A 23714-nucleotide genomic window follows, 5' to 3' on the forward strand; every position below is an offset into this window, starting at 1 on the left:
CAGCTACCCACCTTCCAGATTCTTCATTCCGGGGCCTTCCCCGGGATGAGAAAGCGGAGGTGGGTTTTGTTTTACGTGCGGGTTGAGTAGCAAAAAGCCGGGCCATCACGAGGTTCGTGAGGGGCCCGGATTTTGGAATTTTAGAGGCTAGCTTTTACTTATCGCGGTTATCAACCAGACGCTTAGCTTTGCCTTCACCGCCGTCAACGTGGTCACGGATATCAATATCCACCGTTACGCCAATCTTGTCCTTAATCTGGCGACGCAGCCGGATCTTGGCATCTTCGATATCGTTCTGCGGCAGATCGGGGGCATGTTCCACCAGCAGGGTCAGGTGGTCCATACGGCCGCGCTTGCTCAGCACGCATTGGTACCGCGGACGCAGGCTCTTGTCCTCCGTAATCAGTTCCTCGAACTGGGAGGGGAAGCAGTTGACACCGCGGAGAATGATCATGTCGTCGTTGCGGTGCTTAATCCGCTCCAGGCGGCGCATAGAACGGGCAGTTCCCGGCAGCAGGCGGGTGATGTCATGGGTACGGTAGCGGATGATTGGGCACGCTTCCTTGGTCAAAGAGGTGATGACCAGCTCACCATACTCACCGTCAGGAACCGGTTGGAGGGTTTCAGAGTCAATGATTTCTGGGTAGAAGTGGTCCTCCCAAACGGTTAGCCCGTCCTTGGTTTCAATACATTCTTGGGCAACACCTGGACCCATGACCTCGGAGAGGCCGTAGATGTCCGTGGCATCAATCCCAAAGCCTTCTTCGAGTTCGCGGCGCATGCCTTCACTCCACGGCTCCGCGCCACAGACGCCCACTCGCAGAGAGCTTTCGCGGGGATCCATGCCCTCCTTCTTCATCCGGTCCAGGACGTTGAGTAGATAGGACGGGGTGCCCAAGATGGCATCCGGCTTAAAGTCTTTCATCAGCTGGATTTGGCGTTCTGTCTGGCCGCCGGAGGTTGGAATAGCGGTAGCTCCCAGAGCCTCGACACCGTAGTGGGCTCCTAGGCCGCCGGTGAAAAGCCCGTAACCAAAAGTAATCTGAACCTTATCCTTAGGGCGCAGACCACCAGCGCGCAAGGAGCGCGCTACCAGGTCTGACCACACCTTAACGTCATTAGCTGTGTAGCCCACAACAGTGGGCCGCCCGGTGGTGCCGGAGGACGCGTGAATACGCGCCAGCTGGTGGTGGCCAACGGCAAACATGCCAAAGGGATATTCCCCACGCAGCGTTGCCTTATCGGTGAAGGGGAACATACTCATATCCGAGAGCTCTTTGAAGTCATCTGGATGCACTCCAGCTTCATCGAAAGCCCGCCGGTAGTGAGGCACGTTGTAGTAGGCGTGCCGTAGTTCGTTCTTTGCTCTTGAGGTCTGAAGCGCTGTCACCTCATCACGTGAGGCGTATTCAATTCCCATCTGGGGACCGTGGTGGTCCGAGAATATGTCAAAGTTCGCAGTCATGAGACCTTCCTTTCAGGTGCTATCAACTTCTGGGTTACCACACCTTCAAAGCCGTAAATGCACTGGTTGAGGAGTCAACGGGGTTAGTTGCTGTCATTACTTACCAATCGGTCAGGTAAGTATGTGATGTAGCGTACAGCCTGTTTTTGAGATCCACAACACATTTAGACAAGTTTCTTAAAATAAGACACTAACCCGCAGGAATGTGACTTGGCCCTACCCCCAAGCTAGTGGGAAATCAGATCTCTTCCGGTACCCCTAGCCCCCGGGTTTCCACGGGGCATCCGGCCATGCGGGCTTTCGGATACCCGGTCGTCGAACCGTAGAGACGTTGATACCCTCGCCGCGGCGTTTAACCTTTGCAGCTACACGCTCATACCCTCAAAAAGCATTGCCTCCACGGCCTCCGCCACTTCATCGGGACTAAAACGGCCGTCCACCCGGTACCAATCAGCCACCGAGTTGACCAGGCCGTAAACCATTCTTCCCAGGAGAACCTGGTTGAAATCGTGGCGGATAGACTTCTCATACTGAGCCTGCGCAATGATGGCAACAGTCTGCCGCGTTAACTGCCTCCGGCGGGCCACCGCCTCTAGTTCAGCCTCAGAGTTGCCCCGCAACCGGAGAAGGAGAGCCACCGAGGCCGGATCATCACACAACACCTTGACAGACCTGCGAACCAATAGCCGGAGCCTGTCCCGGGCAGGGGACTCATCCGCAACCGCCCGCTCCACCACGGTCTCCAATGCATCAAGCGCCTTTTTAACGCTGAGCTCAAGGATTTCCTCCTTGGAATTCACGTGGTGATAAAGAGCTGATTTTGTGATTCCTAAGTTCTTGGCCACCCTCCCCATACTGGTGGCCTCATACCCATGGTTGGTGAATTCCCGTACCGCAGCACGGATAATATCCTCTCTTGAGTAACCCGGCCGGCCCCGGTGACCTTTGGAAACAGAACTATTGGAAGATCTCATACCTTCATTCAATCAGACCCTTGCCATTTGACGTATACTTCACCTACACCACACCTTCCCCGGCGCACCCCTCCGGATCTTTCCGCCTCTCAGCAGGCGGGCCGGAAGGTTAAGTTCCGCGATTAATTTCCGCGGTTAATTTTTACGGTGCACACCGGTTTCTTCAGGGTCTAGTTGCGTTCCACCTCTTTGACAGCAAGGAATCTCCATGGCAACTAATCCCACCCCCACACCTGACACGACCAAAATCCTGGCGCGCGGCGTTGGAGAGGAACCGGAACTGTCCCACGTTCGGGATATGTTCCTCAACGACGTAGCAACCGCATTCATCGGCGCTGAGATCCTGGAACTCTCTGCAGGCTACTGCCGTGGCCAGTTCACCGTCCGTCCGGAAATGTGCAATGGACACGGGATCACCCACGGCGGCTTCATCTACACCTTCGCTGATTCAGTTTTTGCCGGCGCCTGCAATTCCTTTGGGCAAACGGCAGTGGCAGTCCACAACTCCATCCACTACATTGCACCTACCCGGGCCGGGGATGTCGTCGAAGCCACGGCTAAGGTAAGCCAGCGTTGGGGACGCAACGGTATCGCTGATGTGGAACTCACCAGCAACGGCCACACCATCGCGGAGTTTCGTGGCACCTTCCGGGTTGTGCCCAAGCGCTAACGCAGACGGCCAAACTTTATTTGACCTATCTCACACAAACGGTTGACGTAGGTCACATTTGACCATATACTGACCAATCATTCAGTTAATAGCTGGATCAAGCTATCGTTTCTAGGAGGCACAACCCATGACTTCTCAACAAACTACCGCTAACCAGGAGGAAATCACCGCTGGTCAGGAGAGATTTAATGAATTAATCGAAGCTGACTCACGCGTTGAACCCACCGACTGGATGCCGGCGGCCTACCGCAAGACCCTGACCCGCCAGATCTCCCAACACGCCCACTCAGAAATTATTGGCATGCAGCCAGAGGCAAACTGGATTACCCGGGCTCCCTCGCTAAAGCGCAAGGCCATTTTGATGGCCAAGGTCCAGGATGAGGCCGGCCACGGCCTCTACCTTTACTCCGCCGCAGAGACCCTAGGCACCCCGCGTGATGAACTTGTACAACAGCTACTGGACGGTCGCGCGAAGTACTCTTCCATCTTCAACTACCCGGCCAGGACCTGGGCGGATATCGGGGCAATTGGGTGGCTAGTAGACGGCGCAGCAATCTGTAACCAGGTTCCCTTGTGCCGCGCTTCCTACGCGCCCTACGGTCGCGCCATGGTCCGAATTTGCAAAGAAGAGTCCTTCCACCAGCGCCAAGGCTGGGAAATTCTTTACGAGCTATCTCACGGCACACCAGCGCAGAAGCAAATGGCCCAAGAAGCCATCAACCGGTTCTACGGCCCGGCGCTACAAATGTTTGGCCCGCCCGATGATGACTCTCCGAATTCCCAGCAATCCATGGAATGGAACATCAAGCGTTTCTCCAACGACGAACTCCGTCAGCGCTTCGTGGACATGATTGTCCCGCAAGCTGAGGCACTGGGGCTGACCTTTGAAGACCCGGACCTGAAATGGAATGAGGAACGCGGCCACTACGACTTCGGTGAGCTGGACTGGGAAGAGTTCAAGTCCGTCATCAAGGGTAACGGTCCGTGCAATGAACAGCGCCTACAGCGGCGCAACCAGGCGCACGATGAAGGGGCCTGGGTACGCGAAGCCGCAGCGGCCTTTGCTGAAAAGTACCACCACAACGACACCGCTCTAGTGGCCTAAGCATCCCCAGACCCACAACTTACTTGAGAGGACCCCACTCATGTCTACATCTGCAGCACCGCAAAACGAATGGCCCATGTGGGAGGTTTTTGTACGCTCCTCCCGTGGCCTATCCCACGTCCACGCCGGGTCTTTGCACGCGCCCGACGCCACCATGGCACTGCGCAACGCCCGTGATCTCTACACCCGGCGCAATGAAGGTACTTCGGTGTGGGTAGTGCCCTCTGCGGAAATATCTTCCTCGGATCCGGACTCCAAAGGCGGATACTTCGAGTCCGCTAACGGCAAGGCTTACCGCCACGCCACGTACTACACCAAGTCTGAGGGGGTGCCGCACCTATGAGCAACTACGCAACCTCTGATTCCGCGACTAAACAATCACAGGGCGACGCCATCACTCCGGAGCTAATCAGTGAACAGCTAAACGCCCAAGGCGGCAAGCCCTCGGAGGCAGTTGCGCGCTACGCGACCATGTTGGGTGATGACGCCCTGATGCTCGGGCAGCGCCTGTCGTGGTGGATCTCCCGCGCACCAGAAATGGAAGAAGACATTGCACTGGGCAATATCGCACTCGATTTGATTGGCCACGCACGTTTCTTCTTGACCTACGCCGGCACCGCAGACGGCCGCTCGGAGGATGATCTTGCCTACTTCCGCAACGAAGAGGAGTTCCTTTCCGCCCGCTTGGTAGAGCAAGAAAACGGGGACTTTGGCCACACCATCGCCCGCCAGCTGATTTTCAGCTATTACCAACTGGGCCTCTATTCCCGGCTAGTGGATAGCTCCGATGAAATCCTGGCATCTATAGCGGCGAAGGCGCTCAAAGAAGTGCAGTACCACGTGGACCACGCAACTCAATGGGCCTTGCGCCTGGGGTTGGGCACGGAGGAATCCAACCGCCGTATGCAAGCTGGTCTGGAAAATATGTGGCCGTATATAGATGAGCTTTTTGAGGACTTGGATGTTCACACTGAACTAGCTGACGGCGGGATCGCGGTGTTGCCGTCCACGCTGAAGCCGGAGTTCGATGAACGCATTTCCGCGACCTTGGAGAAATCCGGGCTACAAGAACCAGCAGTAAAGCAGGCCAGGTCCGGCCAGCGGACCGGGAAGTATTCCGAACACCGCGGCTATATCCTGGCAGAAATGCAATCCCTGGCACGCCAGCATCCAGGAGCTACCTGGTAGCTAACGCCACCGGATTTTCACCTCCAGACCAGTTCTCCGCCAGCACACTCTGTGGGCCACAACATGCCGCCGGGCGGCCCACCGCAGATTCTTAGCCCGCACGCCGAACCACGAAAGGGGAAAAATGTCCTCCCAGCAGCCTCCCAGCGCCCCTTCCTTTCCTGAGTTCCGTCATGAGGAGGAGCAGGAATTCGATAACCCCCTGAACCTGGAGCATCCACTACGCCCTCATGAGCAGCCCCACCAAGCGGTGTGGGACGCTGCGGCGGGTGTTCCGGATCCAGAGATTCCCGTTATCTCCATCGCTGATTTGGGAATCCTGCGGAGCGCGCGGTGCGTAGAGGGCCAGGCACACGTGGTCATTACCCCTACTTATTCGGGGTGCCCGGCCATGGATCACATCACGGCGGATCTGAAGACAGCCCTCACCAAAGCCGGCTTCGAGCGACCGAAGATAGAGACGGTCCTGCAACCGGCGTGGTCAACGGACTGGATGACAACATTTGGGAAAGAGAGACTGGCGGCTTATGGCATTGCCCCGCCCCAGCGCTCCGCAACCCGAAACACCGGCCCCATCCTGTTGGACCTTAAGCCACCGCCGCCGGTGGACTGTCCACATTGTGGTTCCACCCAGACGCGCAAGCTGGCGCAGTTTGGCTCCACCTCATGCAAGGCCCTCTACCAATGCCAGGATTGCCTGGAACCCTTCGACTATTTCAAGGTGCATTAACCATGACTACTAAAACTCGCAAGAAAGCAACGTTTAACACACTGGAAGTCTCCCAGGTCCGCCCCCTGACTGAAGATTCTGTTGAGGTCAGTTTCCGGGTCCCGGAGGAGCTGCAGAGCGACTACGATTACATGCCCGGTCAGTATGTCGCGCTCCGGGCAACCATCGACGGCCAGGAGGTACGCAGGTCCTACTCGATTTGCGATGCCCCGGCGGCCGGCACCATCCGCGTAGCTATCAAGCGCGACAGGGGAGGCCTGTTTTCCAACTGGGCTAACGACAACCTAGCGGCCGGGGACAAAATCGAGGTGATGAACCCGCAGGGAGCGTTTACTTCCAAGACCCATATGACCTCCCTAAACAACCCAGAAGCTATCCGCGAGGAAGTGGAGAAAATCGAAGCGCCCCACCTGGTAGCGGTAGCTGCGGGTTCAGGAATCACCCCAATCATGGCTATCGCCCAGACCATCTTGCGCGAGTCTTCCGACGCCACCTTCGAGCTTATCTTCGCCAATAAGAGCGGCGGCGACGTGATGTTCGCCGAGGAAATAGGTGATCTCAAAGACAAGTTCCCCACCCGTTTCGCGGTTCACCACGTGCTTTCCAGGGAGCAGCGAGTAAACCCACTGTTTTCCGGCCGGATTGACAACGAAAAGCTGCAGGTACTGCTGGAGAAGGTCGTGGACGTTAACAACGTTGATGAGTGGTTCCTCTGTGGGCCATTCGAACTGGTTCAGCTAGTCCGCGATGAACTTTCGGAGCGAAACGTGGATTCGGACACCGTCCGCTTTGAGTTGTTTACCACCGGAAAACCTCAAGAGGACGCCGGCCAAAAGGGTCGGGAGGTTGAACTAGACCCGGATGGCAACAACGTCACTATTGGTTTCCAGCTTGATGGCCTATCGGGGACCGTTGAGTCCCCAGACAAGGCCAATGAAACCATCCTCAACGCCGCCCTGCGGGTACGCTCAGACGTTCCTTTTGCCTGTGCAGGCGGCGTTTGCGGTACCTGCCGCGCCAAGGTCGTGGAGGGGGAGGTGGACATGGCGGAGAACTTTGCACTGGAAGCAGATGAAGTGGCCGCCGGTTACATCCTCACCTGCCAGTCCCGGCCAAAGACCAAGAAAGTCCTCGTCGATTTCGACGCCTAGGAACCAACGCTAAAACCACGAAAGAAAATGAGGCGCACTGTGATTGATCTCCATATCCATACCCACCAAGAGCAACCCCAGAGCAAACTCGGGGAGATTGTTCTCAACAACCCCCAGGCCATGAACTCCCTTAAGGAGGCGGACCTCCTGGATCTGGCGGACGCCTACGACCAAGCAGAACGCGCCGGAGTCCGCGCCCTTATCCTGAGGGGTGAGGGGAAGGGCTTTTGTGCCGGCCGTAACATCAAGGGGCTTGATCCCACAGACGACGACGCCACGGATTACCTAGAAAACCGGGTAACTCCGGTGCTGAAGAAGATGGCTAGCTTTCCCGCCCCCACGTTTGCCGCAGTTCATGGCCCTTGCTTGGGAGTGGGTCTTGGCCTAGCTATCGCCTCCGATATCGTCTACGTAGCGGACGAAGCCAAGCTGGGCTCGCCGTTTGCAAACCTAGGAGCAACCCTTGACTCCGGCGGCCACAGCCTGTTTTTTGAAAGGCTGGGTGCCCACCGGGCTATGGACCTCATTGTCACCGGGGATCTGATATCCGGCAAGGAAGCTGTGGCGGCAGGCCTTTTCTCCCGATCCATGGAAGGAGAGAAACTCCTTGAATTCACCTTTGCCAAGGCGTGGGCCGCCGCCACCGGCGCCACCGGGGCGTTCTTGGCCAGCCGCACCCTAATTCATCAACTGCGGGACCAAAAAGCCGGGCTGTGGGACTCCGTTGCAAAGGAAAATATCCTTCAGGGGCAGCTGTGCGAAACCCAGGACTACCTGGAAGGTTTTGCCGCTTTCAACGAGAAGCGGCCTCCTCGGTTCACTGGGAAGTAGCCTTCCTTCTCCGCGCCTTCACCACTAGCGCCCCACCACCACACTGCCCACACCAAGCCTCAATTTACAACGCCTCTCACCACCACAGAAGGATGGTTAAACGATGAATTCCCCTGACCCTCACAACTGCTCCAACAAGGCACTAATTGTCTCTGGGCTGCGCACCCCCGTGGGCCGCTACGGTGGCCAGCTGTCCTCCATTCGCCCGGATGACCTGGCGGCGCACGCTATTAAAGCTGTCGTGGAAGACGCCGGGATTGACCCCGCCGTTGTCGACGAAGTGATCATCGGCAATGCCAACGGCGCCGGTGAAGAAAACCGGAACGTAGCACGCATGGCCTGGCTGATTAACGGCTATCCGGACACTGTCCCCGGGATTACCGTCAACCGGCTGTGCGCCTCCAGCATGTCTGCCATTGCACTGGCCACGGCGCTGGTCGAATCCGGTCAGGCAGAAGTAGTGGTGGCCGGCGGCGTGGAGTCCATGTCCCGCGCACCCTGGGTCATGGAAAAACCCGATAAGGCCTTCGGCCGTCCTGGAGAGGTTTTTGATACCTCCATTGGCTGGCGCTTTATCAACCCCGCTTTCAAGGAGCGGGAGAAATTTACCTACTCCATGCCGGAGACCGCCGAGGAGGTTGCCAACCGCTTTGACATCTCCCGCGAGGACGCAGACCACTTTGCATACGTCTCCCATCAGCGCGCCATCAAAGCCATCGGGGAGGGGCGCTTCAACGCGGAAATCACCCCGGTTACCGTCACCGACCGCAAGGGCAACAAGACTGTCATTGACACCGATGAAGGCCCGCGGCCAGACACCAGCATGGAAGTGCTAGCCAAATTGCGCCCGGTAACTTCTTTGGGCGGTGTCACTACCGCCGGAAACGCATCTTCCCTCAACGACGGCGCTTCCGCAGTTATCATTGCCTCCCCTGCAGCCGTGGAAAAATACCAGCTCAAGCCCCGAGCTCGTGTGATGGCCAACGCAGCGGTAGGCGTAACTCCCGAAATCATGGGTACGGGTCCAGTCCCGGCTACCCGCAAAGTACTAGAGGCTACCGGATGGGACTTGGATGAAGTAGATGCCATTGAACTCAACGAGGCCTTCGCTTCCCAATCTCTAGCCTGCATCCGGGAACTAGGCCTGGACACAGAAAAAACTAATGCCTGGGGAGGCGCCATTGCACTGGGCCACCCCCTTGGTTCCTCGGGTGCTCGAATCACCATCACCTTGCTCAACCGGTTGGAACAGCAAGGCGGCACAAAGGGGATAGCCACCATGTGCGTGGGAGTAGGGCAAGGTACCGCCATCGCCTTAGAAAGGGTGGAAGGCTAGACACATGGACAACTTTAACTTTGCTGCTATAGATATCAAGGAACACCGCCTTGAGGGTGCAGAACAACCGGTCATCGTGGCCACGCTCAACCGTCCGGAGGTACGCAATGCCATTGATGAGACGATGGTGGCTGAACTCCACGAGCTGTGCAGCTACTTAGAACGCGCACCCCACATCCTTATCCTCACTGGCTGCCAGGTAGAAACCCCCAAGGGCACCCGCGGAATCTTTGCTTCCGGGGCAGACATCTCCCAGCTACGCGAACGCCGCCGGGAAGACGCGCTGCGCGGGATCAACTCCACAATTTTCCACCGGGTAGCGGCACTCCCAGCACCGGTCATCGCGGCTATTGACGGATATGCCCTGGGCGGCGGCTTGGAGCTGGCGCTAGCCGCTGACTTCCGCTTGGCCACTCCCTTTGCCAAATTCGGGCAGCCGGAGGCGGGGTTGGGGATCATCGCCGCGGCCGGTGCCCTTTGGCGGCTGAAGGAGGCGGTGGGCACCCCACTGGCTAAGGAAATCCTGCTGGCCGGACGAGTCCTCAACGGCAAGGAAGCTCTTGAAGCGCACCTGGTCAACGAAATCCACGAGCCCGCCAGCTTGGAAGAAGCCGCGCTGGCCTTGGCCGGAAAAATCAGCAAACTAGACCCCCTAGCTGTGCGGCTCTCCAAGCAATTAATCTCCCTACCCGCGGAAGCCCACCCCGCAATTGACAACATTGCGCAGGCAGTGACTTTTGAATCCCCGGCAAAGTTTGACCGCATGCAAGCTTTCCTCGATAGAAAGGCAAACAAATGAAACACTCTTTTCCACAAGAATTGCACCGCGTAGGTGTCCTAGGCGGCGGCCGCATGGGGGCGGGAATAGCCCACGCCTTCCTAGCCACCGGCGCGGAAGTCACCGTAGTAGACATCAATGACCAGGCTGCCCAGGCCGCCCGCGAAAGAATTGTCAAGGCGGTGCGCGGTTCACTTGACCGCGGTGCCGAAGGCAGTGAAGACTCCTGGTTGGAGCGCCTGACAGTGGGAACCGATAAGAATCTGTTCCAAGACCACCAATTGGTAGTCGAGGCCGTCCCGGAATCCATTGATCTCAAAAAGGAAGCCTTCGAAGGTATCTCCCGCGTCTCCCCGGAGATTGTCATAGCCACCAACACTTCTTCACTGTCCGTGACTGATTTAGCCAGCTTTGTCAGCAATCCCGTCATTGGATTGCACTTTTTCAACCCGGTTCCCGCCTCCAAGCTGGTCGAGGTAGTGGTTGCGGATTCCACTCCACAACAGCTACTTGAGTCCGCCAAGGCGTGGGTTGAAGCACTGGGCAAGACCGCCGTGGTGGTCAAAGACGCCCCCGGTTTTGCGTCCTCCCGCCTGGGCGTGGCCATTGCCTTGGAAGCCATTCGTATGGTCGAAGAAGGCGTAGCAAGCCCCCGCGACATAGATAACGCTATGGTCCTTGGCTATAAATTCCCGGTGGGCCCCCTGGAATTAACCGACATTGTAGGTTTGGACGTCCGGTTGGGCATAGCCGAGTACCTGGAATCCAAACTAGGGGAACGGTTTAGCCCACCGCAGCTTATGAAAGACATGGTTGCGCGCGGGGAACTCGGACGCAAGTCCGGCCGCGGTTTTTACAACTACGAGGACTAACGGATGTTAATCACGGGGCGCAACCAACGCGTTGGTGATCCGGGCGGTGCACAGACGCTTACCGGATTCATCCGCGATAACAACCTCGTGACTGGTCAACGTGTTACCCAAACGGATGGCGGTTGCGGTGGCAGTAACTATCCCAGTCCGGCCGGAGGCGTGATGCGTGGCGTTGATATCCACTCCTACTGCAACTTTTCCCAGCGTGGAAGCGTGCTTGACCGCCGCCCAACTCCCCACGGCCTCGGCCAACGCAACCATGGCCCCGCCGTGGAGTAGCCCAAGGGATTGCCGGTTACCGTCCACCGGCATGGTAGCTACCACCCTGGACGGGGATTCTTCCTGAATCTCCACGCCCATCTTCTTATCCAACTCACCAAGTTTAATCTCCCACATAATTTACCCACCTTAGCGAAAGGACTCTTAGAATGAGCGCCACCAAGTTAGTTAAGTCATACATCCAGGGGCAGTGGACTGCACCCAACAATCCGTCCCAGCCGGCTGAGGTCCTAGATTCCAGCACCGGGGAGCTGGTAGCACACGTCAGCGCTGAGGGTCTGAATCTTGAAGGTGCAATCGACTACGCGCGGTCTACCGGTCGCAAGAACCTCCAAAGCCTGACTATCCATGAACGTGCCCTAAAGATTAAAGAACTGGCCATCTACCTCGATGAGAACAAAAAGACCCTCTACGAACTAGCCGCCCAGGCGGGCGCCAACAAAAGGGATAACTTCCCCGATATTGACGGCGGGATCATCACCATGTTCACCATCTCCTCGAAGGCGCGCCGCGAGCTTCCCAATTCAAAGGTAGTGGTAGACGGCAATACAGAAGTTCTTTCTGCCGATTCCTCTTTCCTGGGCACCCATATCTACACCTCGATCCCCGGAATCGCGGTGCAAATCAATGCCTTTAACTTCCCGGTATGGGGTGTCCTGGAGAAGTTTGCTCCCGCTTTTATTGCCGGTGTCCCCACCCTTATCAAACCAGCTACGCCCACCAGCTTTGTCACCGCCGAACTAGTGCGTTTGATGGTTGAATCCGGCGTTCTACCGGAGGGCTCAGTGCAGTTCATTGCCGGCTCAGCACGGGACTTGCTAGACCATCTTGACTACCGCGACCACGTAGCCTTCACCGGATCTGCGGCCACCGCAGCCAAGCTCAAGTCTCACCCTAACGTTCTTGAGGGAGGAATCCAGTTCAGCGCTGAGGCAGACTCCCTCAACGCCGCGATCCTAGGACCCGATGTCACCGCAGACAGCCCTGAGTTCGAACTATTTATCAAAGCAGTTTTCAATGAGATGACCGCCAAAGCCGGCCAGAAATGTACGGCCATTCGCCGCGCCATTGTCCCCACCGCCATCAAAGACACCGCTATTCAGGCTTTGGCCCAACGTGTGCGGGCAAAAGTAAACGTGGGAGATCCGCGTGATGAATCAGCCACGATGGGGCCGCTGGTGTCCCGGGAACAACTTGAAGATGTCACCTCCGCAGTCAATACTCTCAAAGCAGCTGGCGGCACGGTGGTTGAAGGTGGTACGCCGGACGCAGGGGATAGCAAAGGGGCGTTCTTCCCGCCAACTATCTTGGACTTTGCAGACGCCCGGACACCGGAGGTTCACAAGGTGGAAGCCTTTGGCCCCGTAGTGTCTTTCCTTGGCTATGACAGCGTGGAAGAATCCGTGGAACTGGCAGCACTTGGCGGGGGATCCCTAGTGGCTTCGGTAGTAACCCACGACGCAGACGTCGCTGCGGAAATTGGCCGCGGGATAGCTGCTCACCACGGCCGGGTCCATTACCTGGACCGGGTAGACGGCAAAACCTCAACCGGCCACGGCTCCCCATTGCCTCACCTAGTCCACGGTGGCCCGGGCCGGGCCGGCGGCGGAGAGGAACTAGGCGGCGTACGCGGCATCAAGCACTTTATGCAAAGGACCGCAGTGCAGGGCAGCCCGGATCACCTCACTGCGGTGACGGGGCAGTGGCACCGGGGGGCAGCCGTAAACTGCGTAACCCGCGCGGACGTTGAGGCCGGCACCGGCACCCACCCCTTCCGCAAAGACCTCAGCACCCTAAAGATCGGTGACCAGTTCAAGTCCGACTACCGAAAGGTCACGCTAGAGGAAATCACCGCCTTCGCACACGAAACTGGCGACACCTTCTACGCGCACACCGATGAAACTGCGGCTACCGCCAATCCTTTCTTCCCCCGCCGGGTAGCTCATGGCTACCTCCTAGTGTCCTGGGCCGCCGGCCTGTTCGTGGAACCCAACCCGGGTCCGGTCCTGGCTAACTATGGGTTGGAAAATCTGCGTTTCCTCACGCCCGTTACCTACGATGATTCGGTACGCGTGGAGCTCACGGCAAAGCGCATTACCCCGCGCGTAACCGATGATTACGGCGAGGTTGCCTGGGATACCGTCCTCTACAACCAAGACGCTGAGATTGTTGCGACCTACGATGTTCTCACCCTCGTAGAGAAAGTAGATACCACCTACGCTTCCTAAACCTGCCCCACCTACGCCACCACCAACATCCCCAACCGGAAAGGTGGTGGCGTTTGGCATCTCTCACTAGCATCAAGCCGCCTTTAAACCGTCCCACCCGGAGCAAAGAAGAAGTGCCCCTCGTTGGAGAAAGGGGCACTAGAGTTGATCTTCTTAAACGGGAACTTCCTAGACGCTTAGGTCACGGTCTTGAATGTCACCCGGAATGGTGGAAACCGCGAGGAACGAGATGGCGCACAAACCAATTCCGTATAGGGCTATTCCCATGGAGCTCCCCGTGGAGTCGTAGATGAGGGAGGCAATCATTGGTGCGAAGGCTCCGCCAAACACAGCGCCCAGCGCGTAACCAATAGACGTACCGGACAAACGAACGTGAACCGGGAACATCTCCGCATAAAGCGCAGACTGCGGTGCGTAGGTTGGTCCCTCCAAAAAGCCCATAGTTGCCACTGCAATACCAAAGAGAACCACGTTGCCGGAGTCAACGAGCATCCAGGCGGGGATTGAGAAAATGATCATGGCAGCGTAGCCCAGGAGGAATAGACGCTTACGGCCAATTGTGTCAGAGAGCGCGCCAAACAACGGGGTGGCAATCAACCACGCAAGCGCGGCCAAGAGGACCACGGTGAAAGCCTCATTGCGGGTGTAGCCAACTACCTTGATGCCGTAAGAGATAAAGTACGCAATGACAAAGTATCCCAGCGCGTTATTGCCAATAAAGGTGCCGGCACACTTGATTACAGTCCCGGTGTGGTTTTTGAATAGCTCGCTCAGCGGGGCAGTTTCTTTCTTCTTAAGCTGCTGCATCTCCTTGAATGCCGGGGACTCTTCCACCATGCGGCGGATCATAAACCCAACGAAGATCAGCACTACGGAAGACAGGAAGGGCACACGCCAGCCCCACTGCTCGAACCCTTCTTTGCCCAGCAATCCTGAAAGTACCAGCATGAAGACGGTGGCAAGGGCCATACCCAAAGGCACGCCAATCTGCGGGAAGGATCCAAAGAATCCACGACGGCCCGGGGGAGCGTGCTCTACCGCCAGCATTGCGGCACCACCCCATTCGCCGCCTGCGGAAAGCCCCTGGAGGATGCGCAGGAAAATCAGCAGTACGGGTGCCAAGACTCCAATAGTCTCGTAGGTGGGCAGCAGGCCAATGAGCATGGTAGCCGTTCCCATTCCCAACAGTGTGACAACAAGGACGGGCTTGCGGCCCATCTTGTCCCCAAGGTGCCCGGCAATGACGGCACCCAATGGGCGGAAAAGGAAGGAGATGCCCAGGGAGGCCCAGGAAATAGTCTGACCCAACGTAGGGTTGTCTTTCCCTAGCGGCTCGAAGAATTGTGCGGCGAAGATCAAACCCGCCGCCTGTGCATAGATAAAGAAATCAAACCACTCGATTGTGGTTCCTACCATTGATCCGCCCAGCACCTTCCGGTGTTCGGCGGTTAGGGTTTGCGCCATAAACCGTCACTCCATTCAAAGCTGTCTTAATGTGTTCTGAATCTCATACAATACAGTGTTGTATGCCCCGACACACTCGAACTGGCGACATTGGTCACACTTTTTCACCACCTCCCCCCGGATGTGAGCATAGTGTTAACGGTTCACAAGGATCGCCGCGAAGAAACACCAGAAAACGCGAAACAGGCGCGGCACCCGGTGCTCCGGGGCCACGCCTGTAGAAACCTAAGTAAGGCGAAAGGTGAATTACTTAGCCAAATCCTGCGCAGAGGAAACCTCTTCGAGGTCCTCAATCTTGTTGCGGGCCAGCTTGTCAACGATCATGGCAATCGCGCCATCACCGGTGACGTTGGCGGCGGTACCAACGGAGTCAATGGCAATGTAGGCAGCAATCATCAGTGCCACCATGGAGTCGTCGAAGCCCATGTTGGACTGCAGCAGGCCAACGGCCACCATAACTGCGCCACCCGGTACGCCAGGTGCGGCGACCATCATGATGCCCAGCAGGAGGATAAAGCCAAGGGCTGCACCGAAGGAGGAATCCGCACCGGTCAAGTAAACCAACGCAAACGCGTAGAGGGTCAACTTCATCATGGAGCCAGAAAGGTGGATGGTAGCGCACAACGGAATAACAAAGCCGGCTACGGGCTTGGAGATTCCGTTCTTTAGGGCCGCGTCCAAAGTGACCGGGATGGTAGCGGCAGAAGATGAGGTACCCAGGGCCGTGAAGTAGGCGGGCGCCATGGTCTTCAGCGCCTTGAAGGGGTTGCGTCCGGAAATGGCTCCGGCAATGAGATACTGGGCAAACAGGTAGACCAGGGTCATAACTACTGCCAAGATGAGTACCTTAGTGAAGGCCACTAGGACGTCGCCGATGTTGCCGTTCATTCCCAGGGTCAAGAACATGCCAAAGATGTAGATGGGCAGCAGCGGGATAACAAAGCCCCAGATCACCTTGATTACTACAGCCTCAAACTCTTTGGTCAGGCCGTAGAGGTGATCGGATTTGACCGTGGTCATGGCAACGCCCACGCAGAAGGAAAGCAGCAGTGCCGTCATCACCGGAAATGGCGCGGGCATCTCCACACTAAAATACGGCGCCAGGGAACCTTCATCAATATCGGCAATGCCGGTGTCCAGAGTCTGGTTGGCCAGCAGGATGGGATAGAAGGCTATGGAGATGAAGTAGGCAATGAGCCCGGAGACAATTGTGGATCCGTACGCAATACCGGCGGTAATGCCCAACCACTTGCCGGCGCCCTTACCCAGGCCGGCAATGGCCGGAGCGACCAAGGCAAAGATCAACACTGGAATGAAGAAGCCCAGGAAACCGCTGAACAAGCCGTTGAAGGTTGCTACTGCGCGGCCCAGCCACTCAGGGGCAAAGAAGCTGACAATGATGCCAAGGATGATGGCAATGACAATCTTTATAAGCAGATTATCGGAGAGGGATTTGAGGTTCATAGATACGTCATTTCATTAGCGAGAGAAATCTGATGGGCCAACCAGACGGAAAACCACACGAACAGAAAATACCTGTCGGTCGACTTAATGGATAACTTTACCGCACGGTGACATAAAAATGAACCACGAAACTTGACACTGAAAATCACAAAACTTCCCGATGCCACTGGCTCGCGCGCCAAAACACAGTGGCGGAACCATTTTGGCACCCAACCTTTCGAATCCAGGCAGAAAGCGCACCTTAGCGGATTCAGGCCAGGCATTCACTGAAGGCCCTCGGTGACCCCTCGGTTGATCCCTTGCTTTGGTCAAGGAAATCATCACAGCGGCGGTTATATTGTGATTTCAAACCTAATGTTTATCCCAAAAGACCAGTTTAAAGGCACTTTAGGATTTTCGTTCCGGAGTGTATTTGACTGAAACTCACGTCAAACAGGTATATTTTTAGAGAGAATAAGAAATAGCGGGCGTTTCTTCTTTTCTTTTGCCTTGTGCCCTGACGCGAAGAGTTCTGCAACGAGACAGACACCCCATCCAACTTCCCCCAAGTTGATTTGCCCATCCCTACTTACCTTTGCAAAGGACACCCAGATGACTCGCATCAAACCCCTGGCCACCATATTGGCCGGGGCACTAATCACGACTTCCCTAACTCCGGTAGCTGCCAACGCCGCAACCCTAACTAAGAATGGGAATGGGACCTGCCAGGTCAAGCTCACTGAACAGGAACAGAACGACATAGATACGGCGATCACCAATCGAGCACCAGATTTGGAATACGCTGGTTTGTTCAAAATCGATGGGATTTATCCAATTCTGGCCGAGTACGATGAAGGCCTGAAGAACAATCAACTTCAGTTTGAGAAGACCTTCGCCCCCGCATTGATGTGGGAAGCCGCCCAAGTGGATCCTATGAAATTTGATGACTCAAAGGACACTCTGAAAATCAGTAACCCCGCACCTGTGGAACTAACTGAGTTCCTGGACAGCCTGAAGCCGTTGTACCCCTTCGTGGAAAAGACGGTTGGTAAAGAATCACTAGATGAATTTCGTAGATTCAACAACCGAGCCGGTCTCTACGGAATGGTTCCCGAAATCACTTCACTAACGGAAGACCAGATAAAAGCGCTGGTAGCGCTTACCTACATAAAAATCGTAAGGGGCATAGATAGCCGGGCCAAGGATCTTCCCACTGAGGTTTTCGCCAATAGCACTGGCACCCAGAGTTACTTTCCGAATCAACGGGCAGGATGGAGTGGCTTCGATCCAAACGGCCACATCAGTACCGGCCTAGAGAAATTCAACGACCACCTTCCAAGCTTCAGCGTGGGCTACCAACGTGTTCTTGCCCAGGCTTGCAGGGAAGGTTCGATGGAATTTGAGATCCCTAAAATCGTAGATCCTGTGATTGTACAGCGCGAGCACTCCACCGAGATCACCATACCGAGCACGCCACCGGAAATGCCGCCCCTCCCACCGGTGCCGCCAGTCAAGCCAAGCGAGGTGGTTCCAACCACAACGACGAGCAGTGCGGCTCCCACGACCTCGGCAAAGCCAAGCAAACCTGCCCCAACGACGTCAACCAGCAAGCCAAGCAAGCCTGCGCCAACCACCTCCAGCAGCAAGCCAAGCAAGCCGACTCCAACCACGACCTCGGCAAAGCCAAACAAGCCTGCGCCAACGACGTCAACCAGCAAGCCGAGCAAACCCAGCAAGCCAACTCCAACCACAACCACCCGCAAGCCGAGCAAACCCAGCAAGCCAACTCCAACCACAACCACCCGCAAGCCAAGCAAACCCAGCAAGCCAACTCCAACCACAACCACCCGCAAGCCAAGCAAACCCAGCAAGCCAACTCCAACCACAACCACCCGCAAGCCAAGCAAGCCGACTCCAACCACGACCTCGGCAAAGCCAAACAAGCCTGCGCCAACGACGTCAACCAGCAAGCCAAGCAAACCAAGCAAGCCTGCGCCAACGACGTCAACCAGCAAGCCAAGCAAACCGACTCCAACCACGACCTCGGCAAAGCCGAGCAAACCAAGCAAGCCAACCGAAGCAAAACCAAGTACTGGTCTTGATACGGGAGCGATCGTAGGTATCGTCATTGCGGTTCTCGCAGCCCTTGGCGGAATTGGAGCTGCGCTACTGCAGTTCGTCCCTAACCTGCGTCACCTCATCCGTTTCTAAAAACCAACTTGCGAGATCAAACTCTCACCAGAGCACGAAAGTAGAGACAGATAACGTCCCGCCACCTTATCAACTGGAAAAATACCTGGTAAACAAAATAAATCAGCAACCGCTGTGTAGCGATCAACTCAGTGAAGATCGCCCGGTTATAAAGCTGAGGGAAACTCCCCAATTCCCCGTTTACCGAAAGCACGTTAGCAATAGGTATATTTTCCAAGGAATAAGAAATGGCGGGCGTTTCTTATTTTCTATTGCCTTGTGCCCTGACGCGAAGAGTTCTGCAACGAGACAGACACCCCATCCAACTTCCCCCAAGTTGATTTGCCCATCCCTACTTACCTTTGCAAAGGACACCCAGATGACTCGCATCAAATCCCTGGCCACCATATTGGCCGGGGCACTAATCACGACTTCCCTAACTCCGGTAGCTGCCAACGCCGCAACCCTGACAGCGAAGGGGAATGGCACCTGCGAAATATCACTTACCGAAATGGATATAGTGCAAATTGATGTAGCAATTAACAACCGGGTACCAGATCTCGAATACAAGGGCTTGTTTAAAATTGACAGGCTTTATCCTGTTCTGGCCAATTACGACGAAGATTTGAAGAGGAATCAAACCAAGTTCAAGGAGTCTTTTAGGGCTGCTTTAGAATGGGAACAAACACAGATCTATGCGCCAGGATTTAATGTCTCAACAGACACACTCAAAATCAACAAACCTGCCCCTGTAGAGCTGACAGCCTTCCTGGATAGCCTGGAACCGTTGTACCCATTCCTGGAAAAGACCGTAGGCAAAGAATCGCTAAATAAGTACCGCAATTTCAAGTCCCAAGCAGATTTCTACGGCGACGTTTCCATTATCGAGTCTCTCACCGAAGAACAGAAAAAGGCACTGGTAGCGCTGACCTACCTCAAGGACGTAAGGAACCTTGACAGCCGGGCTGAAAACCTTCCTACTCAGGTGTCTGCAAATGACACCACCCCCTCGACGTACTTTGCCAAACAACGCCAAGTTTTGAGGACCTACGATCCTTACGGCCACATCGTGACCGGCTTTGAGAAACTCAATGACCAACTTCCCAGTTTTAACGTGGGTTACCAGCGCGTTTTCGCACAGGCATGCAAGGCAGGCCAGACAGAATTTGAAATTCCTAAAATTGTAGATTCCGTGGTTGTCCAACTTGAAAACCGCACAGACATCATCCTCCCCAGCACCGCTCCAGAAATGCCGCCGGCTCCGCTAGTTCCACCAATCAAACCAAGCGACACCGTTCCAACCACAACAACCAGCAGTGCGGCTCCCACGACGTCAAGTAGCAAGCCCAGCAAGCCTGCGGCAACCACGACCTCGGCAAAGCCAAGCAAGCCTGCTCCAACCACCTCCAGCAGCAAGCCAAGCAAGCCAAGCAAGCCCGCTCCAACCACCTCCAGCAGCAAGCCAAGCAAGCCCGGCAAGCCTGCGCCAACGACGTCTACCAGCAAACCCAGCAAGCCTGCTCCAACCACCTCCAGCAGCAAGCCAAGCAAGCCAAACAAGCCTGCGCCAACGACGTCAACCAGCAAGCCCAGCAAGCCAGTACCAACCACGACCTCGGCAAAGCCCAGCAAACCAAGCAAGCCAACCGAAGCAAAGCCAAGTACTGGCCTTGATACGGGAGCTATCATAGGCATCGTCATTGCGGTGCTCGCAGCCCTTGGCGGAATTGGAGCTGCGCTACTGCAGTTCGTCCCTAACCTGCGTCACATGCTCCGCTTCTAGGAAGCCATCAACAAGCTGCCGTTCCAGCCCCCTGCGGGCTGGGGCGGCAGCTTTCTCATACCCAGCGGTGTGAGCTCCCGCAACGGGAAAAATTCCCCCAATACCCCGCTTGGCTAATTAACCGGCGTGCACCCAGCGGGCTAAACTAAAACACATGACCGCAATCGGAGTGATAATCCTGATCCTGGCCGCAGCGCTACTCATCATCGGAGGCATGGCCGCGGCCCGCAAGCTCCCGGGCAACAACATCATCGGGCTACGCGTAGAAGAAGCGCGCAAAAGCCAAGAAATCTGGGAGCTATCTCACGCAGTAGCCGGGCCCGTATGGATGGTAGGAGGCGTCGCATTAATCTTTGGCGGCACCGTTGCCCTAGGCGCACAAGGATGGATGTGGATCATCCCGGTACTTGCCGTCATCGCAAGTGTCCTAGCAATTTCCATCGGGGCAAACCTGGGAGCACGCGCCGCCCACCTAGCGGACAAAGCCGCCAAGGAAGCAGACAAACCCACCGTCAATATCAACGCACTGCGCCAAGCTGCGCAATCCGCAGATCAGAAAGATTCCTAACATGAATTGTTCCCGCCGTCTCTTCCTCCTTGGCAGTGCCACCACCTTCGCCGGGGCATACCTGGCCGCCTGTGGCTCAGAGCCCACAGCACAAATAGCTGCCACCGAAGTTCCGGTTGGCTCCGGGATCATCGTAGACGGAATAATCTTTGCCCAACCGGTAGAAGGGGAATTCAAAGCCTTCTCCGCAAAGTGCCCGCACCAGGGCAGCACCATCACCAAAATTGAAGGCAGTGACGCCATTTGTACCACACACTTTTCCACCTTTGACATGACCACCGGTGAGGTAGTCAGCGGGCCCTCACCAAAAGGCCTGACGGAGTACGAGGTAGCCAAGGACGGCGCACTAATCAAGAACGTCCCCGCATAACATGCGTAAACCGGACCCGCTGATTGTCCTCATCCTGCTGGCAGTGGCGCTAGCCATAGTATTTCCCGCCAGCGGCTGGTTCGCAGAAGCTTTTGCGGCGGCCACCAAAGTGGGCATCGGCGTGTTGTTTTTCCTCTACGGCGCGCGGCTATCCACGCGGGAAGCACTAGCGGGCCTGGCGCACTGGCGGCTGCACCTGACCATCCTGACCTTCACCTTTGTGGCCTACCCGCTCATAGCCCTAGCGCTAGGGCCGGCGCTGCGCCCACTGTTGGGGGAGCAGATGTACCTAGGAATCCTCTACCTGGCCCTCGTGCCGTCCACTGTGCAGTCCTCCGTGGCATTTACCTCAATAGCGCGGGGCAATGTGGCCGGTGCCATAGTTTCCGCCTCCGCCTCCAACCTGGTAGGCGTGGGGGCCACCCCGCTGCTGGTGATGCTGATCATGGGCGCTGGCTCCGGCGTTCACGTGGACGGAGAGGTCTTTTTCGAAATTGCCGGCCTGTTGCTCCTACCCTTTGCCCTGGGCCAGGTAGCCCGGCGGTGGGTGCGCGGCGGGTTGGTAGCCACCAAACTAGTGGACCGAGGCTCCATTGCCATGGTGGTCTACTCCGCCTTCAGCGCCGGGGTCACCGGGGGAATCTGGGCCAGCATTGGAGTGGGCGAAGTAGCCGCGCTGGTGGCCTTTGCAGTAGCTTTCGTGGCACTGATGCTCTGGCTCACCCGCTTTGTGGCCGCGCGCCTAGGGTTTAACCGTCCGGACCAGATAGCCATTGAATTTTGCGGCTCCAAGAAATCCCTAGCCACAGGGCTGCCAATGGCTTCAGTAATCTTTGGAGCCGGAGGCGCGCAACTAGCGCTGCTAGTACTGCCGCTGATGATTTACCACCAGGTACAGCTAATGATGTGTTCCTGGCTGGCTGCGCGTTATAGTGAGAAATCATGATCTACATTCGCACCACCTTGGAAGTCCCCGGCGCCGGCACCGTCACACACGTGGCGGAGTTGGAAGAAATTGATACCCAATCCTGCCACATGCACCGGCTAGTAGTTATCCAAGACCGGCCGCTGCCAGCGGAGATCCCCAACCCGGTGGTGCCGCACCCAGATACCTACGGGCAATACCCAGGCCTAAGCGCGCAATCTTTGCGCGCGGAGGAGTTCCACCTGTTGTGGGAGCAGGCTCATTCCTAGCTAGCGGGCGGCATTTGCTCAGAAGATGGCGTTGACCAGCACCATATAAACCACGGTGCCACAGATAATAGACACCGTGGCGTCGCGTTTCCACAGATGGATAGCCACGGTGGCGGCCACGCCCAGTACCACGGCCGCCAGGTCCGTGAAGGAGTGGAGCTGGCCACTGAGCGCATAAGCCACCAGGACAGTCATCACGCCCACGGGCATGGTCATGCCCAATAACGCAATGAACTGATTATTCTTGAACAACCCAATGAAGCTAAAAGGTAGCGCGCGCAGCGCCAGGGTCACCACGGCCACGGGGATAAGGACGCTGGCTACTTGCCCCAGGGTTACTGCATCCGGCATGAGCGGGCCTTCCAAGTCAGCGCCAAGTCCATGCGCGGGGAGAGGTAACGCAAGATGAGGGTGCAGAAATAAGTGACCAGCGCCACCACCAGCATGTACTGCGGTGCCAACAGGAACGCCGCGGTGGCCAGCCCCAGCGCAATGAGCGGGAGGGAAAAATCCGGGTTAGCGCGGAAAGCCTCCATCCCTAAGACCACGAAAAGGGCTGTGAGGGCAAACTCCGTGCCTTTGAGATCCGGCGGCAACAAGTTACCGCCCAGGGCTCCTATCGCTCCTCCTAGTACCCAAATCAGCTGACAGGTGCCTTGGATGGCCAGGATCCGGGTGCCGGACATTGCCTTCTGGTCGGGAGTAGCGGAGACAATAGCGTAGCTTTCATCGGTTAAAGCGTAAGTGGAATAGGCCCGCCCCAACCGGGAGGAAATTTGCTCCCGGGGGAAGGTCAGCCCGTAAAAAAGGTGGCGGAAATTCACCATGAAGGCCGTGAGTGCCGCACCCACCGCAGTTACCCCGCCAGTAATCATGCCAATGGCTAGAAACTCAATCGAGCCGGCGTAAATCACCACCGAGAAAACCGGAGCCCACCACCAGTGGAAGCCGGACTGGACCATCAGTACGCCAAAAGCTATGCCCAAGGGCACCATCCCTAATGCGATGGGGGCGGCGGCGCGGACGCCGGCCTTAAACTCCGCCCAACCGCCAGGGGAGCCAACGCGCGGCCGGAGTGCCTCACGCTGCGGCATG

At 56.7% G+C, this 23714-nt stretch carries 24 protein-coding genes; 17 read left to right on the plus strand and 7 right to left on the minus strand.

The genetic code is table 11. From position 1 onward, the window contains the following. Positions 1-154: 154 nt before the first annotated feature. Together F4V58_RS11645 and F4V58_RS11650 are read right to left on the minus strand one after the other, a co-directional pair. Positions 155-1465 carry an AMP-binding protein gene (locus F4V58_RS11645; protein WP_075736206.1) on the minus strand — a complete coding sequence of 437 codons (1311 nt, stop codon included), beginning with the start codon at positions 1463-1465 and terminating at the stop codon, positions 155-157. A gap of 365 nt (positions 1466-1830) precedes the next feature. Beyond that, positions 1831-2439 carry a TetR/AcrR family transcriptional regulator gene (locus F4V58_RS11650; RefSeq protein WP_075736208.1) on the minus strand — a complete coding sequence of 203 codons (609 nt, stop codon included), beginning with the start codon at positions 2437-2439 and terminating at the stop codon, positions 1831-1833. 208 nt (positions 2440-2647) lie between these two features. On the opposite strand from F4V58_RS11650, the gene paaI reads away from it, so the two are divergent. The 10 genes from paaI to F4V58_RS11700 all read left to right on the plus strand — a co-directional run bounded on the left by paaI (position 2648) and on the right by F4V58_RS11700 (position 11100). After that, a complete protein-coding gene (gene paaI / locus F4V58_RS11655; RefSeq protein WP_075736210.1) occupies positions 2648-3109 on the plus strand; it encodes a hydroxyphenylacetyl-CoA thioesterase PaaI in 462 nt (153 codons plus the stop codon). Positions 3110-3236: 127 nt separating this feature from the next. Then, positions 3237-4214 (plus strand): 1,2-phenylacetyl-CoA epoxidase subunit PaaA, encoded by a 978-nt coding sequence (gene paaA, locus F4V58_RS11660; RefSeq protein ID WP_075736212.1) that lies wholly within the window; start codon positions 3237-3239, stop codon positions 4212-4214. 40 nt (positions 4215-4254) lie between these two features. After that, positions 4255-4557: a 1,2-phenylacetyl-CoA epoxidase subunit PaaB gene (gene paaB / locus F4V58_RS11665; RefSeq protein ID WP_075736214.1), complete on the plus strand. Its 303-nt coding sequence runs from the start codon at positions 4255-4257 to the stop codon at positions 4555-4557. After that, on the plus strand, positions 4554-5402 hold the full coding sequence (gene paaC, locus F4V58_RS11670) for a 1,2-phenylacetyl-CoA epoxidase subunit PaaC (RefSeq protein ID WP_075736216.1): 849 nt from the start codon (positions 4554-4556) through the stop codon (positions 5400-5402). Before paaB ends, paaC begins: the two co-directional genes overlap by 4 nt. Before the next feature lie 124 nt (positions 5403-5526). After that, positions 5527-6132: a 1,2-phenylacetyl-CoA epoxidase subunit PaaD gene (gene paaD / locus F4V58_RS11675; RefSeq protein WP_084559788.1), complete on the plus strand. Its 606-nt coding sequence runs from the start codon at positions 5527-5529 to the stop codon at positions 6130-6132. 2 nt (positions 6133-6134) lie between these two features. Continuing rightward, positions 6135-7283, plus strand: a complete 1149-nt coding sequence (gene paaE / locus F4V58_RS11680) for a 1,2-phenylacetyl-CoA epoxidase subunit PaaE (protein WP_075736217.1) — start codon at positions 6135-6137, stop codon at positions 7281-7283. A 39-nt stretch (positions 7284-7322) separates the two neighbouring features. Further along, on the plus strand, positions 7323-8114 hold the full coding sequence (locus F4V58_RS11685; protein ID WP_075736755.1) for an enoyl-CoA hydratase/isomerase family protein: 792 nt from the start codon (positions 7323-7325) through the stop codon (positions 8112-8114). A gap of 103 nt (positions 8115-8217) precedes the next feature. Further along, positions 8218-9450: a thiolase family protein gene (locus F4V58_RS11690; RefSeq protein WP_075736219.1), complete on the plus strand. Its 1233-nt coding sequence runs from the start codon at positions 8218-8220 to the stop codon at positions 9448-9450. Positions 9451-9454: 4 nt separating this feature from the next. Next, a complete protein-coding gene (locus F4V58_RS11695; RefSeq protein ID WP_075736221.1) occupies positions 9455-10249 on the plus strand; it encodes an enoyl-CoA hydratase/isomerase family protein in 795 nt (264 codons plus the stop codon). Further along, positions 10246-11100: a 3-hydroxyacyl-CoA dehydrogenase family protein gene (locus tag F4V58_RS11700; RefSeq protein ID WP_075736223.1), complete on the plus strand. Its 855-nt coding sequence runs from the start codon at positions 10246-10248 to the stop codon at positions 11098-11100. The genes F4V58_RS11695 and F4V58_RS11700 overlap by 4 nt, the downstream gene beginning before the upstream one ends. Before the next feature lie 6 nt (positions 11101-11106). Here F4V58_RS11700 and F4V58_RS11705 read toward each other — a convergent pair whose 3' ends face one another. After that, complete coding sequence (locus F4V58_RS11705; protein WP_075736225.1) at positions 11107-11496, minus strand: PaaI family thioesterase; 390 nt, start codon at positions 11494-11496, stop codon at positions 11107-11109. Positions 11497-11528: 32 nt separating this feature from the next. On the opposite strand from F4V58_RS11705, the gene paaZ reads away from it, so the two are divergent. Next, a complete protein-coding gene (gene paaZ, locus F4V58_RS11710; RefSeq protein ID WP_075736227.1) occupies positions 11529-13607 on the plus strand; it encodes a phenylacetic acid degradation bifunctional protein PaaZ in 2079 nt (692 codons plus the stop codon). A 168-nt stretch (positions 13608-13775) separates the two neighbouring features. On the opposite strand, the gene F4V58_RS11715 is transcribed toward paaZ, so the two are convergent. Continuing rightward, positions 13776-15071: an MFS transporter gene (locus tag F4V58_RS11715; RefSeq protein ID WP_075736229.1), complete on the minus strand. Its 1296-nt coding sequence runs from the start codon at positions 15069-15071 to the stop codon at positions 13776-13778. 246 nt (positions 15072-15317) lie between these two features. Beyond that, positions 15318-16535: a dicarboxylate/amino acid:cation symporter gene (locus tag F4V58_RS11720; protein ID WP_075736231.1), complete on the minus strand. Its 1218-nt coding sequence runs from the start codon at positions 16533-16535 to the stop codon at positions 15318-15320. Positions 16536-17126: 591 nt separating this feature from the next. Here F4V58_RS11720 and F4V58_RS11725 point away from each other — a divergent pair. The 6 genes from F4V58_RS11725 (at position 17127) to F4V58_RS11750 (ending at position 22619) form a co-directional block, all read left to right on the plus strand. Beyond that, positions 17127-18725 (plus strand): hypothetical protein, encoded by a 1599-nt coding sequence (locus F4V58_RS11725; RefSeq protein ID WP_150385817.1) that lies wholly within the window; start codon positions 17127-17129, stop codon positions 18723-18725. Positions 18726-19224: 499 nt separating this feature from the next. After that, entirely contained in the window at positions 19225-20487 is a 1263-nt protein-coding gene (locus F4V58_RS11730) for a hypothetical protein (RefSeq protein ID WP_150385818.1), read from the plus strand. A 154-nt stretch (positions 20488-20641) separates the two neighbouring features. Continuing rightward, positions 20642-21055: an SdpI family protein gene (locus tag F4V58_RS11735; RefSeq protein WP_075736238.1), complete on the plus strand. Its 414-nt coding sequence runs from the start codon at positions 20642-20644 to the stop codon at positions 21053-21055. Position 21056: 1 nt separating this feature from the next. Next, positions 21057-21425: a Rieske (2Fe-2S) protein gene (locus tag F4V58_RS11740; protein ID WP_075736240.1), complete on the plus strand. Its 369-nt coding sequence runs from the start codon at positions 21057-21059 to the stop codon at positions 21423-21425. Position 21426: 1 nt separating this feature from the next. Further along, entirely contained in the window at positions 21427-22371 is a 945-nt protein-coding gene (locus F4V58_RS11745) for a bile acid:sodium symporter family protein (protein ID WP_075736242.1), read from the plus strand. Then, positions 22368-22619, plus strand: coding sequence for a hypothetical protein (locus tag F4V58_RS11750; protein ID WP_075736244.1), 252 nt, complete (start codon positions 22368-22370; stop codon positions 22617-22619). The genes F4V58_RS11745 and F4V58_RS11750 overlap by 4 nt, the downstream gene beginning before the upstream one ends. Before the next feature lie 18 nt (positions 22620-22637). Here F4V58_RS11750 and F4V58_RS11755 read toward each other — a convergent pair whose 3' ends face one another. Next, complete coding sequence (locus F4V58_RS11755; RefSeq protein WP_075736246.1) at positions 22638-22970, minus strand: branched-chain amino acid transporter permease; 333 nt, start codon at positions 22968-22970, stop codon at positions 22638-22640. Beyond that, positions 22955-23713 (minus strand): AzlC family ABC transporter permease, encoded by a 759-nt coding sequence (locus F4V58_RS11760; protein ID WP_075736248.1) that lies wholly within the window; start codon positions 23711-23713, stop codon positions 22955-22957. Before F4V58_RS11760 ends, F4V58_RS11755 begins: the two co-directional genes overlap by 16 nt. Position 23714: the final 1 nt, after the last annotated feature.

The organism is Corynebacterium phocae (assembly GCF_008693075.1).
Taxonomy (GTDB): domain Bacteria; phylum Actinomycetota; class Actinomycetes; order Mycobacteriales; family Mycobacteriaceae; genus Corynebacterium; species Corynebacterium phocae.